We start from the raw sequence: 14,731 nt of genomic DNA, 5'->3' as shown, positions 1-14,731 counted from the left end.
TGATCCGCTCAGTGGCGGAGTAAACAGGTGGACGAATAGTCGTCCAGGTGGTCAAGCACACGCCAGCTCATGCCTTGCGCATGGCCTGGTCAGCGTCTCCCAGAACCCCAGTCGCCCGCCGTGTCGGGCATGATCGCGAAGCTGTCGTCGCCTCTGTGGCGTCCGCCTGCTTCGCGTGGAGCAAGCTTGCCATGCAGAGATCACTCACCGTCATCTACACCGCCATTGTTCTCGATGCCGTCGGCATCGGCCTCATCTTTCCCATCCTTCCCTCGCTGCTCGCCGAGGTGACCGGCGCCGAGAATGTCGCCGCCTATATCGGCATCATGACCGCGCTCTACGCCGTCATGCAGTTCGTCTTCGCGCCGATCCTCGGCGCCCTCAGCGATCGGCTCGGCCGCCGTCCGGTGCTGCTGATCTCGCTCGGTGGCGCAGCGATCAACTACCTCTTCCTTGCCTTCGCGCCGAACCTCTGGCTGCTGCTGCTCGGCCGCGCCATTGCCGGCCTCACCAGCGCCAATGTCTCGGTCGCCACCGCCTATGTCACCGACATCTCGCCCGAAGACACCCGGGCCCGCCGCTTCGGCCTGCTCAATGCCATGTTCGGCATCGGTTTCATCATTGGGCCGGTGCTCGGCGGCGCGCTGGGGGATTACTGGTTGCGGCTGCCCTTCATCGCCGCGGCGGTGCTGAACGCCGGCAACCTGCTGCTGGCTTTCCTGGTGTTGCCCGAGTCACGCACTCCGAGCCGCGAAAAGCTCGATCTGGCCGCGCTCAATCCGCTCCGCTCGCTGCGCTGGGCCCTCTCGGTCAAAAGCCTGCGGCCGATGATCTTGATCTTCTTTGCCTTCGCCGCCACCGGCGAGGTCTACGGCACCTGCTGGGCGCTGTGGGGCGGCGACACCTTCCAGTGGAATGGCCTGTGGATCGGATTGTCGCTCGGCGCCTTCGGCGTTTGCCAGACGCTGGCGCAGGCCTTCCTTCCCGGTCCCGCGGCAAAGCTGCTCGGCGAGCGCGGCGCGATCCTCACCGGCATCGCCGGCGCATCGATCGCACTCGTCGTCATGGCCTTTGCCACCCAGAGCTGGCTGATCTTCGCCGTCATGCCGGTCTTCGCGCTCGGCGGCATCGGCGCCCCGGCGCTGCAATCGCTCGCCACGCGGCAGGTCGATGAGAGCCAGCAGGGCCAGTTCCAGGGCGTCCTCGCCTCGGCCGTCAGCCTTGCTTCGATCGCCGCGCCACTGCTGTTCTCGAGCCTCTATTTCGTCTTCCGCGACCACTGGCCCGGCGCCATCTGGCTTTCCGTCGTCGCGCTCTATGGGCTGCTGGTCCCCCTCGTCCTGAGCCTCCGGCTTGGGGGACCAGCCGCTCCTTCCGACCTCAGATAAGCCGTTGCCCGCCATCGATGTGGATCGTCTCGCCGGTCATGAACTCACTTTCCATGGCGTAGAGATAGGCGGGCGCCACATCGCGCGGTGCGGCGATCCGGCCGATTGGCAGGCGGGCTGCCATTTCCGCGAAATAGCCCGCCTTGGCTTCGCCGACGAGTTCGTCGAACATTGGCGTATCGACCCAGCCGGGAGAGACGATGTTCACCCGGCTCGGCCCCAGCTCCAGCGCCAGCGCCCGGGCGAAGTAGCTGAACGCGCCGGCGATCGCCGAGACCACGGCGCCGCCCGGCACCGGCGGCCGGTCCTTGTTGATGCCCGAGGTGAAGGTCATCGACCCACCAGCCGTGAGCGTCCGCACGGCGTGCTTGGCCACCAGCACGGCGCCGATCAGCTTGTCGTCGACAAACCGCCGCACCATTTCGGCGTCGGTCTCGCCGATCGGGTCACCCGGCGGCGGCGTGCCGGCGGTCGACACCAGGTGGTCGAAGGCGCCGATGCCGGCAAAGGCTGCGGCAATCTCGGCTTCCCGCGTCATGTCAGCGGTCACCGTCTTCACCCGGCCATTGCCGCCGAGGCTACGCTGCGCTTGCAGTAGCTTGTCCTGCGAGCGGCCGACCAGCACCAGTTCGGCGCCGCGTTCCAGCGCCGCCGCAGCGACCCCGAGGCCAATGCCGGAGCTGCCTCCGACGACGACGACTTTCCTGCCCATAAGCTGTGCCATGGGATTTCTCCGTTGTGATGATGTTGGAAGGGGAGGAGCGCGACGCGGGCTCAGCCGCGATAGGCGCGCTCGAGGTCGGCAATGACGATCTTTTTCATCTGGTACATCGCCTGCAGCACGCGGCCGGCCTTGGCACGGTCCGGGTCCGCCAGCAGGTGCGATAGCCGGATCGGCGACACCTGCCAGTAGACGCCGAACTTGTCGGTGAGCCAGCCGCAGGGCTGTTCCTTGCCGCCATCGGCGATCAGCGCATTCCAGTAATAGTCGGTCTCTTGCTGGTCATCGGTCTCGATGAGGAACGAGAAGGATTCGTTGTAGTGCGCCGGCGAGTTGGCATTGAGCGCCACCACCGGCTGGCCGGCGAGCGCGAAGCGCACCACCGACAGTTCCGGGTCGGGCATGACGCTGCGCCCGAGCACTTGGGAATCCCTGAAGATCGACGTGTAGAACGCCATCGCCTCGTCGGCTTGGTTCTTGAACCAGAGATGGGGGAATACCTTTGCCATTGCTCTTCTCCTTTCGTCGCTTAGCGGATCAGGCGTCTTCGTTGCGGACCGGGTGGATCGAGCCATCCCAGTCGCGCTCGTAGCCGAGGTCGGCCAATAGATGCGCCGGAAAGCCCGTGACCCGATCCTCGGTGGCGCGGCGCGCCCTGGCATGGCGCAAGGGCGACACCACGGCGTGGATCGCGCTCCGCACCAGCGATATGGCGTCGCCGGCAACCTGCTGGACGGAGGGAGCCGGAGCGCGGCAGTCATCGGCATAAGTGTGATAGTTGCTCACAGGATGTTCCTTTCGTTTGCTGCCGGATCGTTTGAGATCGGCCGGAAACCGCTGTTTCCATGGCCACAATCTGGGCGATCACCGCATAGACAACAAACGAGAATTGCTGCACGATCTGTGATGAAAACTCACAGGTGGCGCATGCCTCGCAAACTCCCACCGCTCTCCGCGCTGCCCGCTTTCGACGCGGCGGCGCGACACCTGAGCTTCACCAACGCGGCCGCCGAGCTCAACCTCACGCACGGCGCTATCAGCCGCGCCGTCCGCAACATCGAGGACCGGCTTGGCGTGCAATTGTTCGAACGCGGCACCCGTTCGGTCAGCCTCACGCCCGAGGGCGCCGCCTATGCCGCCGAGGTCGCCGCGGCGCTCGACCAGATCAGCACCGCCACCATGGCGGTGGCGGCGCCGCGCCCGGCCGGGGTGCTCAATGTCAGCACCTCAGATGGTTTTGCCGGCCGCTGGCTGGTGCCGCGGCTCTACCGCTTCCATCGCGCCCACCGCGATATCGATGTGCGGATCTCGACCTCGGGCCTGCTCGCCGATTTCGTCCGCGACGGCGTCGATATCGCCATCCGCTACGGCGCCGGCGATTACGAGGGCGCGGTGTCCGAACTGCTGTCGGAGGTCGATGTGTTCCCGGTCTGCAGCCCCGAGTTGCTGGGCGGCGAGCACCCGCTCCGCGAGCCCTCCGACCTCCGGCATCACACGCTGATCCATGACGGCTTCCCGATCGACTGGAAGACCTGGCTGGAGCGCGCCGGCGTCACCGACATCAACCCCAACAGCGGCGTGCGCTTCGATTCCGCCACCTATGCCACCGAGGCCGCCGTGCATGGCGAGGGGGTGCTGCTCGGCCGCAGCACCCTGGTCTCTGCCGATCTCGCCGCGGGGCGCCTGGTCCGGCCGTTCGGCCTCGAGCTCAAGGCGAGCTCAAAATACTATGTCGTCTACCTGCAGAGCGCTCTCCGCGAGCGTCGGGTCAGGGCCTTCCGCGACTGGCTGCTGGCCGAGAGTGCCCTCGACAATCAGTCAAGCGGCAAGTTGGGATAATCATAATACGACTGATGAATATGCGGTGACCGTTACTGTCGGTCGGCGTTCATTTCGGGCGACCTAGCGTCCCCTCAATCGGCGGGCAAATCACTGCCCGCCAGTTGCGGAGCAAGCGATGTCCTCACCCAGTGTCTCGATCCTTAAATCCTGCCTCGCGGCGGCAATCGTCGTCAGCGCCCTGGCTGCGCCTGCGGCCATCGCCGCCGGCGCCAAGGGAGGCTTCGACCTCGGCGGCGAGCACCTCAACGAGTGCCTCGGCCCTGAACGGGTTGCCAAAATCCTGAAGCGCAAGAAATACACGGAAGTGCAGCACTACCCTGAGTACTCGAAGGGCTACGTCTACATGTTCGTGGCTCTGAAGCCGAAGCGCGACGGCCACGTCGTCGTCTGGCACCTCTACTACGATGCCTGCGAACAGGAACTCATCGGCAAAGAATCGCAGGAATAGGTAACGCCGGAGCGCGGCAGTAGGTGCCGCGGCCCTAAACCCCCCGCACCAGCGCCGGATCAACCAGCGCGCCCTTGTGGCCGATCACCACGCCGGCCACCCGGTGCGCCCGTTCGGCGGCCTCCACCGGCGACAGGCCGCGGGCTCGGCCGCTGAGGTAGCCGCCGTTGAACGAGTCTCCGGCGCCGGTTGCATCGACGACCTTGTCGGCCTCAGGCGCCGGCACGTACTGGCGCACGCCGTCTGCCGTGGCGACGAAAGCCGGTTTCGAGCCGTCCTTGGCCACCACTTCCTGCGCTCCGAGCTTCAGGTAGCGCTCCGCCGTCGCCTCGGGCGAGGCATCGCCGAACAGTGGCGCTTCGTCGGTGTGGGTCGGCAGCACGATATCGGCAATCGCTGCGGCTGCCGTCAGCGTCGAGGCCATGATCTTGGGGCTGGTCCACAGCGCTGGCCTCAGATTGGTGTCAAACACCACGGTCGCGCCGGCATCGCGCGCCTTGACGATGGTGCGCATCAGCTTGCCGCGGGCTCGCGGCGCCAGGATCGCCATCGAGATGCCCGAGAAATACACCGTGTCGGCGCCTACCACCGCCGCCTCCAGCGCCTCGACATCGTCGGCAAGGAGTTTCGCCGCCGATTGCCCACGCCAGTAGGTGAAGTGCCGGTCGCCCTTTTCCTGGTGGATCATGTAGAGGCCGGGCCGGCGGTTGGCGATGGTCTGGATCCGCTCGGTGCCGATCCCGGCCTTCTTGATGAACGCCCGCATCTCGCCCGAATACATGTCGTCGCCGAGCGCCGTCACATAATCGACATCCCAGCCTTCCGGCAGCAGAGCCCGTGCGTACCATGCGGTGTTCAGCGTATCGCCGGCATAGCCGAGGCGGTACATCCCACCTTCGCCGCCAGACATTTCGATCATGGCTTCGCCGATACTCACAAACCGTTTGGTCACGCCGTCTTCCCCTCAACTGCCCAATGCTTATGCCGGGGATATTTTGCCCACGCAACCGCCTGGTATGGCAGTCCCCGAGATGCTCCGTTATTGATGCACGTGCGTTTCATGATCCTTTCCCGCGCGGCGGGGGAGGGGCCACCCCAGGGGTGGTGGAGAGGCACGCCGTCTATCAGAGGGAACACCGACAAATGCCACGCCTGTCCATGTCCGAAATCCAATCAGACACCCTTCGTACACGTGGCGTTGACGTCATGGATTACGACCGATCGACGGTCACCCCAGGCATCGTTCACCTCGGGATCGGCGCTTTCCATAGGGCCCACATGGCTGCTTATGTCGACAGGCTGCTGGCCAAAAACCCCAGCTGGGGCATTATCGGCGCCTCGCTGCGGCGGCCAGATACCCGCGACGCGCTCGAGCCGCAGGATTTCCTCTATACCCTCGCCATCCGCGATGCCTCGGGCACCAAACCGCGCGTCATCGGCTCCATCCTCGATGTGCTCGATGCCAACACCCAGCGCGCCCAACTTATTGAAACCATGGCCGATCCGGCGATCCGCATCGTCTCGCTGACCGTCACCGAGAAGGGCTATTGCCACGATCCCTCGACCGGCGAGCTCGACGAAGAGCATCCCGATATCGTCCACGACCTGGCGCATCCGGAGACGCCGATCAGCGCGCCCGGCATTATCGTCGCCGCACTCGAACGCCGCCGGCAGCGCGGGCTGGCCCCCTTCACGGTGATGAGCTGCGACAACCTCCCGTCGAACGGCAAAACCGCCGGCCGCATCGTGCGCCGCTTCGCCGAGCTGCGCGGAGCCGGGATGAGTCTTGCGGACTACGTTCAGAACGTGAGCTTTCCCTCGACCATGATCGATCGGATCGTGCCAGCCACCACCGACGCCGACCGCAGCATCGTCGCCGAGATCACCGGTCTCGACGACGCCTGGCCGATCATGACCGAGCCCTTCACCCAGTGGGTGATCGAGGATGATTTTCCCGCCGGCCGGCCGCCCTTCGAAACCGTCGGCGCCGAACTGGTCGAAGATGTCGAGCCGTTCGAGCTGATGAAGCTGAGGATGCTCAATGGCAGCCATTCGACCATGGCCTATCTCGGCTATCTCTCGGGCTATCAATACGTCAACGAAGCCATCGCCGACGCTGCAATTCACCGGCTGGTCCACGGGCTGATGACCGAAGAAGCAATGCCGACCCTGCCGATGTCGCGCACGACGCTCGAGGCCTATCGCGACCAGCTGCTGGCTCGCTTCGCCAACCCCGCGCTCAAGCACCGCACCTGGCAGATCGCCATGGACGGCACACAGAAACTGCCGCAGCGCCTGCTCGGCACCATTCGCGATCGGCTCAAGGCGACGCAGCCATTCCCGCGCCTGGCGTTGGGTGTCGCTGCCTGGATGCGGTACGTCACCGGCATCGACGAAGCCGGCCAGCCCATCGATGTCAAAGACCCCATGGCCACGCGGCTACGTCAGATTGCCGACGAGGCAGGGCGCGATCCCGAGAAACTGGCGAACGGCCTCCTCGCCGTGACGGAAGTCTTCGGCACTGACCTGCCGCAGGTTGCGGTGTTCCGCGATACAGTCACCAACCACCTGAAATCGCTGCTGGAGAACGGCGCGAAGGAAGCGGTGCAGAGGCTAGGCTGACCTGCCCCTCACCCGTCTCGGCTTCGCCGAGCCACCCTCTCCCTCAAGGGGAGAGGGCAGAAGGGCTAGATCGCGCCGCTGCGACCTTCTCCCCTTGAGGGAGAAGGTGGCGCGCAGCGCCGGATGAGGGGTATCGCATCGCTTGCGATGCGCGATCCGAGCGTCAGCGAGGAGCGACTAAAGCCGCCCCTCCATCGCCCGGTCGAAGATTTCCAGCGCCAGCTTCTTGGTCAGCTCCACCGGGTTGCCGCCCGCCGTCGGATCGACGATCGCCATGTCGCCGATCAGCTCGCGCTTCTCGCCGCTCACCTTGAAATCCTTCAACGTGTTGGGAACGTTGAGCCGGGCGCGCAACCCGTTGATGGCGCGCAGGAACGAATCGAAGTTGGGCGAGAGCCCGCAATAGGCAGCGAGCCTGGCGATCTTGGCTTCGATCGCATCGCGGTTGGCCACCAGCACATAGGGCATGAACACCGCATTGGTCATGCCGTGATGCGTGTCGTAGAGCGAGCCCACCGGATGGCTTAGCGAGTGGATGGCGCCTAAGCCCTTCTGGAACGCCGCCGCGCCCATCGCTGCCGCGCTCATCAGGTGGCCGCGCGCTTCGATATCGTTGGGGTTCTCCACCACCTTGGGCAGGTTCTCGAGCGCCAGCCGTATGCCTTCCACCGCAATGCCATCGGCCAGCGGATGATAGCCTTTGGCGCAATAGGCCTCGAGGCAATGCGCCAGCGCGTCGAACCCGGTGCCCACGGTGATGAAGGTCGGCATGCCGACTGTCAGTTCCGGATCGGCGATCACCACCTTGGGCATCATCAGTGGGTGGAAGATCACCTTCTTGGTATGCGTCGTCTCGTCGGTAATCACCCCGGCGCGGCCAACTTCCGAGCCGGTCCCGGCGGTGGTCGGCACCGCGACGATCGGGAAGATCCCCTTGGGGTCGGCGCGGGTCCACCAGTCGCCGATATCCTCGAAATCCCACATCGGCCGGGTCTGCCCGGCCATGAAGGCGATCACCTTGCCGGTGTCGAGCCCGGAACCGCCGCCGAAGGCGATCACCCCGTCATGCCCGCCTTTGCGCAGCACCTCGATGCCGGCATTGACGTTGGCCGAGATCGGGTTGGGCTTCACATCGGCGAACACGCCGACCTCGAAGCCGGCATCGCGCAGCAGCTTCAGCGTGTTCTGTGTCACCGGCAGGTTCACCAGCCCGGCATCGGTCACCAGCAGCGGCCGCGCAATCCCCGCCGCCTTCAGCGCCTCCGGTAGCTCCGCAATGCGGCCGGCGCCGAACTTCACGGCGGTGGGGTAGTTCCAGTTGGCCTTGGTCGTCATTCCCGCTCTCCCGATAGCCCAGTTCTCCACCGGGTCATTCCCGCGAAAGCGGGGATCTCTGTTTACGTCTCACCCCCCAACGGGGTTTCCCGCTTTCGCGGGAATGACCCGGTGGGGGTGGCACCAACCGTGCCCCAACGATGAGGCGGTGCCTCACACCTTCTTCAAATGATAGCTCTTGGGCTGCGTCAGGTTGGCATAGCCGATCTCGCTCAGGGCGCCGCCTTTGCCGGTTTCCTTGACCCCGGTCCACACCAGCGCCGGATCGAGATAGTCGCAGCGGTTGGCGAACACCGTGCCGGTCTCGACTTTCGCACCAAGCTTGGCCGCCGCCTCGAGATCTTCGGTCCAGATCGAGGCGGTCAACCCATACGGGCTGTCATTCATCAGCTCGATCGCCTCGGCATCGTCGCGCACTTTCATGATGCCGACCACCGGCCCAAAACTCTCCTCGCGCATCACCGCCATCTGGTGGTTGACGTTGGTCAGCACTTCCGGCGCCAGGTAAGGCGAGCTCTCCTCGTCGAGGTCGTGCTTCGAATTGAGATGCGCCTTGGCGCCCTTCCGCAGCGCTTCCAGCGTCTGCCCACGCACCAGGTCGGCAAAGCGTGGCGTCGCCATCGGCCCGACCATGGTGTCGGCGTCGAGCGGGTTACCCAGCGTCCAGCTCCGGGCGTTCTCGACAAAATCCTTGACGAAGCGGTCATAGACCGAGGCGTGCACGTAGATGCGCTCCACCCCGCAGCAGCTCTGCCCGGAATTGAAGAACGAGCCGTCGACCAGGTTCTCCACCGCGTGCGTCAGGTTCGCATCTTCGCGCACATAGGCCGGGTCCTTGCCGCCGAGCTCCAGCCCCAGCGTTGCAAAGGTCCCCGCTGCAGCGCGCTCGATCCGCCGCCCGCCTTCCACCGAGCCGGTGAAATTGATGTGGTCGATCTTGCCCGAGCCGATCAGCTTTTCGGTATCGGCGTGGTTCAGCACCAGGTTCTGGAACAGCCCGTCCGGCATTCCGGCCGCCTGGAACGCCTCGGCGAAGCGCTCGCCCACCAGCAGCGTCTGCGACGCATGCTTCAGGAGCACCGCGTTGCCCGCCATCAGCGCCGGCACGATCGTGTTGATCGCCGTCAGATACGGGTAGTTCCACGGCGCGATCACCATCACCGTGCCCAGCGGCTCGCGGGCGATCCAGCGCGTGAAGCCCGGCTTGTCCGGTCGCATCGACGGCTTGAGGCTCTCCTCGGCAATGCCGATCATGTAGCGCGAGCGTTCTTCGACGCCGCGCTTCTCCCCGCCATAGCGCACCGGCCGGCCCATCTGCCAGGCCAGCTCCGGTACGATCTCGTCGTTTCTGGCGAGCAGCGCATCGAGGAAGTGCTCGAGGAACTTCACCCGCTCCTTCACCGTCACCTCGGCCCAGACCTCGCGGGCCCGCCGGGTCTTGGCCACCGCTGCGTCGATCTCGGCGCCGGTGGCGACCTTGCGCTCGGCATACACCCGCCCATCGATGGGCGAGACGATCTGGACCCTGTCGGTCATCTGTCACCTATATCGTTGTGCCCGGAGTTCTAGCTGCGCTCGAAGCCGCGCTTCAACTCCCAATCGGTGACTCGCCGGTCGTATTCGAACTGCTCCCAGTTGCCGGTATGCACGTAATGCCCGATCACCGGCTCGCCGAACGCCTCGCGCAGCATGCTCGAGCTTTGCATCGCGGCAATCGCGTCGCGCAGCGTCTTGTGCACTTCCCGTAGCTTCTCGCCGACATAGGCGTCGCCGGTGAAGGCCGGCTCCAGCGGCAGCTTGTCCTCGACCCCCTTCAGCCCGGCCGCGATCAGCGCCGCATAGGCGAGATAGGGGTTGAGGTCCGCCCCGCCGATCCGGCACTCGACGCGCACCCCCTTGGTGTTTTCGCCGCAGAGGCGAAACCCCGCCGTGCGGTTGTCCGACGACCAGATCGCCTTGGTCGGCGCGAAGGTTCCCGCCTGGAAGCGCTTGTAGGAATTGATGAACGGCGCGAGGAAATAGGTGATGTCGCCGGCATAGGTCAGCAGCCCCTGCATGAAATGCTTCATCAGGTCGGACATGCCGAGCTTGTCCTTGCTGTCGATGAAGGCGTTCTTGCCGGCTTTGGCTAGGCTCATATGGATGTGGCTCGATGAGCCGGCGAGGCCGAAATCCCACTTGGCCATGAAGGTGATGGCTTTGCCGTGGTTATGCGCGATTTCCTTCATCGCGTTCTTCATCACCACGTGCCGGTCTGCCATGGTCAGCGCATCGGCATAGCGCACGTTGAGCTCTTCCTGGCCGGGGCCCCATTCGCCCTTCGAGTTCTCCACCGGAATGCCCGATGCCTGCAACTGCCGCCGCATGTCGCGCAGCACCCCTTCTTCCTTGGTGGTCTGGAAGATGTGGTAATCCTGGATGTAATAGCCGGCGGTGGTGAGGTTCCGGTAACCCTTGTCCCAGGCCGAGCGGAAGCTCTCGTCGAACAGGTAGAACTCCAGCTCCGAGGCGAAATTCGCCGTCAATCCGAGCTTTTCCAGCCGCTTCAGCTGCGCCTTGAGGATAGCGCGCGGGCTATGCGGGATCGGCTCGTGATGGTGGTGATCGACGAGGTCGGCGAGGATGATCGCCGTACCCTCGAGCCAGGCCGCCTTCATCAGCGTTGCGAGGTCCGGCTTCATGACGAAATCGCCATAGCCCTTGGCCCAGTTGGCCGCCTCGTAGCCGGGCACCGGCTCCATGTCGATATCGTTGGCGAGCAGGTAGTCGCAGCCATGCGTCTCGTCGATCGCCCCGTCGAGGAAGAACTCGGCCTGGAAGCGCTTGCCGATCAGCCGGCCCTGCATGTCGGGAAACGCCACCAGCACGGTGTCGATGGTGCCGGCTTTCACGTCGGCCTTCAGTTGATCGAGCGTATAGGCGGCTTGCGCCATGGCAGAACTCCCTCAGAACGCTGGTCTTGTTGTTGGTAAGGGGGCCGCAGCGCCGGGCCGCGGCCCCCTTGGTCGCTATTTCTTGGCGTGTTCGAGCGCGAACTCTTCCTCGGGCGAGAGGATGAGCTTGTGTCGGCCGACCAGCGCGAAATAGACGATGCCGACGGCGCACCAGACGATCACCCAGATCACGCCCTTGAAGAAGTTCGGATCCTGGATCTGGTAGCCCAGCGTCACGGCGGCGATGATGATGGTCACCACCGCACCGGGAACGCCCACCGGGCTTTTGAACGGCCGCTCGATGTTGGGCAGCTTGCGCCTGAGGATGATGAAGCTCAGCGCCTGCGCGATATAGCTCAGCATCGCACCGAACACCGCCATGTTGAGCAGCACCGAACCGATGATGTCGTCACCCAGCTGCGTTTCGCCACCGCCGCCGCCGCCATTGGCGTACCAGATCACCAGCATCACGCCGAGACCCAGGGCCGCGCCCGCGATCATGGCGAAATGCGGGGTCTTGTACTTGGCATGCGTCTCCGACAGCGCCGACGGGAAATAGCCGGCGCGGCTCAGCGAATAGACCTGGCGGCCCTGGGCGTAGAGGATGGTGTGGAACGAGGCGACGAGGCCGATCAGCGCCACGACGCCAAAGGCCGAAGCAGCCCAGCCCACATCCGGGAACATGGCGCGGATACCGTCGAGCGCCGGCTCCAGCGACGAGCCCAGCGCGAACGAACCGACCCCTGCGATCGAGGGGTTGAGCAGCACCACGAGGAAGGCCGAGAGCGCCAGCGTCGCAAAGCCCAGCATGATGCCACGCGGCATATCGCGCTTCGGATCGACCGATTCCTCGGCTGCCAGCGGCACCTGCTCGATGGCGAGGAACAGCCAGACCGCGAAGGGCAGGGTGGCGAGCACGCCGCCAAAGCCCTTGGGGAACCAATCGCCACCGCCTTCCGGCAGCTCCGAGCCATCAGGCGCGATGTTCAGCGCCCAACGCGAGAAGTCGATATGCCCGAAGGCGCTGATGTAGAAGAACGCCAGCCCCGCCAAGGAGATCAGCGTCACCGCCAGCGTCACCTTGTAGCTCAGCGCCACCCCGAAAATGTTGAGCGCGAGGAAGATGGCGTAGAACACGATCCATAAGACCGGGTAGAGCGATGTATCGAGCCCGGTGATCGAGCCGAAATACGCCGAGATGAACGTGCAGATCACCGCCGGCGTCAGCACATACTCGACGTTCTCGAACAGCCCGGTGACGAACCCACCCCAGGGCCCCATCGAACTGCGCGCGAACGAGTAGGCGGCGCCGGTATGGGGCAGCGCCGGGCTCATCTCGGCGATCGAGAAGGTCAGGCCCAGATACATGATGGCAATGATGATGCCGGCCACCAGCATGCCGCCCCAGCCGCCGGTGGCGAAGCCGAAATTCCAGCCCGAAAAGTGGCCCGAGATCACCGCGCCGACGCCCAGCGCCCAGAGTGACCAGATGCCGGCATAGCGCTGCAGGCCGCGCTTTTCGAAATAGGTCTTGTCGCGGGTGGCGTATTTCACACCACCCGCCTGCGTGCCCGTGGCACTAGACGGAATGTCAGCCATCAAACCCTCCTGTGAACTGACGTGTTCTGGTCGGTCGGCGATGTAGCCGCTGCCCCGCCGCGCGACCCAAGCGCGGCAGTGAGGCAGCGGGCCAGCCGGGCGGCCCACAGGCTCACCCCTTCTGGTTCGAGAATTTCGTTGTGCCGGATCTCGATCATCGACGATTCGAGCCCTCGCCCGTCGCCGTGATGCTCAAGGGTGTAGGTGACGCCGTTGAGCGCCGAGTAGGGCTGGTTCCAGCCGATATCGAGGCTCGCATCGTCCGCCGCCAGCGCCTCGCGCAGCGCCGCGGTGAACCGGTCGTCCCGCCCATGGATCAGCCCGATCGGCCATGGCCGCGGCACATCCTTGTAGACCGGGGTGAACGAATGCACCGTCACCAGCACCGTCTCGATCCCCGCGGCCTTGCGTCGGTCGAGCACAGCCTCGAGCGCCCCATGAAACGGCGCGTGGTACGCCCCGATCCGCTCCGCCCGCTCGTTGTCGCCGATCCCCTTGTTGCCGGGGATGTCGGTTCGCTCCGACACCACCGGGATCAGGTCCGGCGCCTCATGGTCGCGGTTGCAGTCGATCACCAGCCGGCTGACCGTCGAGGCCACCAATGGCGCGTCGAGCAACTCGCTGAGCTCGAGCGCCACCGCCATCGCGCCCGGGTCCCAGGCGACATGCATCAGCCGCTGGTGCGGCGTCAGGCCAAGGTCACCATAGTGGTCGGGGAAGCGGTTCGAGGCATGGTCGCAGGCCAGCACGAAAGGCGATCGCCCCTCGGTGTTGAACACCAGCACTGGCGGAATGACGCTCGCCTCGTGGTTCGCGCCGGCCTTGTGGCCCACCATACTGACCCCTGTGGGACGTGCCGGCCCCCAAGCCTTCGCCCCTGCTGTTCGCGCCGTACGAGGCTTCCGTACGGTTCGTTAACGAGCAGTTGACGGGTTTTTGACCGTCTGGTCAATCCACCCGCTACATCTCGCTGTGGGACTTCATGAAGGCCTGCGGCGCGACGACGATCTTGCCGTCCACCGCGCCGATCAGCTTGTCGTCCTTGCCCTCATAGCTGAGCGCCTGCAGCACGGAACGGATGATCCCCAGCCGCCCGCGTTTCTTGTCGTTGTTGAACACGATCCGCCACGGCGCATGCTCGGTGTGGCTCGCCTCCAGCATGCGGTTGCGCGCTTTGGTGTAATCGTCGAAGCGCTTCAGCGCCTCGAGGTCGATCGGCGACAGTTTCCACACCTTCAGCGGATCATGCCGCCGGTCGTGAAAGCGCTTCAGCTGCATCTCACGGCCGATGGTCAGCCAGAATTTGAACAGGTGGATGCCGTCCTCCACCAGCATCTTCTCGAAGTCCGGCACCGCCCCGAGGAAGCGCGTGGTCTCCTCCGGTGTGCAGAACCCCATCACCGGCTCGACGCCCGCCCGGTTGTACCAGGAGCGGTCGAACAGCACCTGCTCGCCCGCCGCCGGCATCCAGTCGACATAGCGCTGGAAGTACCACTGCGTGCGTTCGCGATCCGATGGCTTGGGCAGGGCGACCGACATGTTGAAGCGGGGGTTGAGGTTCTCGAGATAGCTGGCGATCGAGCCACCCTTGCCGGCCGCGTCGCGCCCCTCGAACACGATGACGATCCGCTTGCCCGTCTTCTGCTGGTCGTGCTGCAGCAGTGCCAGCTGCCGCTGCACCTGCAGCATCTCGGCCTCGTAGACGTCAGAATCCAGCTTCTCGTCATAGGGAAAGCCCCCGCTTTCGAGCGCCTTCTTCTTGATTGAGCGGGGCAGCACCGGGTCTTCGAGGTCGAAGCCCTCCAATGCGTCGGACATGAACGAACTCCGTGGCCTGTCATGA

Annotated in this window: 14 protein-coding genes; 4 read left to right on the top strand and 10 right to left on the bottom strand. The window is 65.0% G+C overall.

What is annotated here, in order from left to right; translation table 11 throughout:
• Window positions 1-191: 191 nt before the first annotated feature.
• Window positions 192-1,388: a TCR/Tet family MFS transporter gene (locus ACSQ23_RS00735; protein ID WP_436089395.1), complete on the top strand. Its 1,197-nt coding sequence runs from the start codon at window positions 192-194 to the stop codon at window positions 1,386-1,388.
• Here the strand turns inward: ACSQ23_RS00735 and ACSQ23_RS00730 are convergent.
• Genes ACSQ23_RS00730 through ACSQ23_RS00720 form a run of 3 tightly spaced genes read right to left on the bottom strand, consistent with a single transcriptional unit; the run spans window position 1,381 to window position 2,895 of the window.
• Window positions 1,381-2,112 (bottom strand): SDR family oxidoreductase, encoded by a 732-nt coding sequence (locus ACSQ23_RS00730; protein WP_436089394.1) that lies wholly within the window; start codon window positions 2,110-2,112, stop codon window positions 1,381-1,383. The genes ACSQ23_RS00735 and ACSQ23_RS00730 overlap by 8 nt on opposite strands.
• Before the next feature lie 50 nt (window positions 2,113-2,162).
• On the bottom strand, window positions 2,163-2,618 hold the full coding sequence (locus tag ACSQ23_RS00725; RefSeq protein ID WP_436089393.1) for a VOC family protein: 456 nt from the start codon (window positions 2,616-2,618) through the stop codon (window positions 2,163-2,165).
• Window positions 2,619-2,646: 28 nt separating this feature from the next.
• Window positions 2,647-2,895, bottom strand: coding sequence for a hypothetical protein (locus ACSQ23_RS00720; protein ID WP_436089392.1), 249 nt, complete (start codon window positions 2,893-2,895; stop codon window positions 2,647-2,649).
• 141 nt (window positions 2,896-3,036) lie between these two features.
• Between ACSQ23_RS00720 and gcvA the strand changes: the two genes are divergently transcribed.
• Window positions 3,037-3,948 carry a transcriptional regulator GcvA gene (gcvA, locus tag ACSQ23_RS00715; RefSeq protein ID WP_436089391.1) on the top strand — a complete coding sequence of 304 codons (912 nt, stop codon included), beginning with the start codon at window positions 3,037-3,039 and terminating at the stop codon, window positions 3,946-3,948.
• A 118-nt stretch (window positions 3,949-4,066) separates the two neighbouring features.
• Complete coding sequence (locus ACSQ23_RS00710) at window positions 4,067-4,399, top strand: hypothetical protein (RefSeq protein WP_055887854.1); 333 nt, start codon at window positions 4,067-4,069, stop codon at window positions 4,397-4,399.
• Window positions 4,400-4,433: 34 nt separating this feature from the next.
• On the opposite strand, the gene ACSQ23_RS00705 is transcribed toward ACSQ23_RS00710, so the two are convergent.
• Entirely contained in the window at window positions 4,434-5,351 is a 918-nt protein-coding gene (locus tag ACSQ23_RS00705) for a sugar kinase (RefSeq protein WP_082533561.1), read from the bottom strand.
• Between the two features lie 206 nt (window positions 5,352-5,557).
• On the opposite strand from ACSQ23_RS00705, the gene ACSQ23_RS00700 reads away from it, so the two are divergent.
• On the top strand, window positions 5,558-7,021 hold the full coding sequence (locus ACSQ23_RS00700) for a mannitol dehydrogenase family protein (RefSeq protein WP_436090555.1): 1,464 nt from the start codon (window positions 5,558-5,560) through the stop codon (window positions 7,019-7,021).
• Between the two features lie 177 nt (window positions 7,022-7,198).
• Here ACSQ23_RS00700 and ACSQ23_RS00695 read toward each other — a convergent pair whose 3' ends face one another.
• The 6 genes from ACSQ23_RS00695 to ppk2 all read right to left on the bottom strand — a co-directional run bounded on the left by ACSQ23_RS00695 (window position 7,199) and on the right by ppk2 (window position 14,706).
• A complete protein-coding gene (locus ACSQ23_RS00695) occupies window positions 7,199-8,356 on the bottom strand; it encodes an iron-containing alcohol dehydrogenase (protein ID WP_436089390.1) in 1,158 nt (385 codons plus the stop codon).
• A 153-nt stretch (window positions 8,357-8,509) separates the two neighbouring features.
• Window positions 8,510-9,892 (bottom strand): aldehyde dehydrogenase family protein, encoded by a 1,383-nt coding sequence (locus ACSQ23_RS00690; protein WP_436089389.1) that lies wholly within the window; start codon window positions 9,890-9,892, stop codon window positions 8,510-8,512.
• A gap of 29 nt (window positions 9,893-9,921) precedes the next feature.
• Window positions 9,922-11,289, bottom strand: coding sequence for a glutamine synthetase family protein (locus ACSQ23_RS00685; RefSeq protein WP_436089388.1), 1,368 nt, complete (start codon window positions 11,287-11,289; stop codon window positions 9,922-9,924).
• A 75-nt stretch (window positions 11,290-11,364) separates the two neighbouring features.
• Entirely contained in the window at window positions 11,365-12,888 is a 1,524-nt protein-coding gene (locus tag ACSQ23_RS00680) for an amino acid permease (protein WP_055887839.1), read from the bottom strand.
• Window positions 12,888-13,724, bottom strand: coding sequence for an N-formylglutamate amidohydrolase (locus ACSQ23_RS00675; RefSeq protein WP_436089387.1), 837 nt, complete (start codon window positions 13,722-13,724; stop codon window positions 12,888-12,890). The genes ACSQ23_RS00680 and ACSQ23_RS00675 overlap by 1 nt, the downstream gene beginning before the upstream one ends.
• 124 nt (window positions 13,725-13,848) lie before the next feature.
• Entirely contained in the window at window positions 13,849-14,706 is an 858-nt protein-coding gene (gene ppk2 / locus ACSQ23_RS00670; protein WP_056002641.1) for a polyphosphate kinase 2, read from the bottom strand.
• Window positions 14,707-14,731 lie beyond the last annotated feature (25 nt).

It is taken from the genome of Devosia sp. LjRoot16 (genome assembly GCF_964252795.1).
Taxonomy (GTDB): domain Bacteria; phylum Pseudomonadota; class Alphaproteobacteria; order Rhizobiales; family Devosiaceae; genus Devosia_A.
This window is presented reverse-complemented; position numbering and strand designations above follow the sequence as displayed.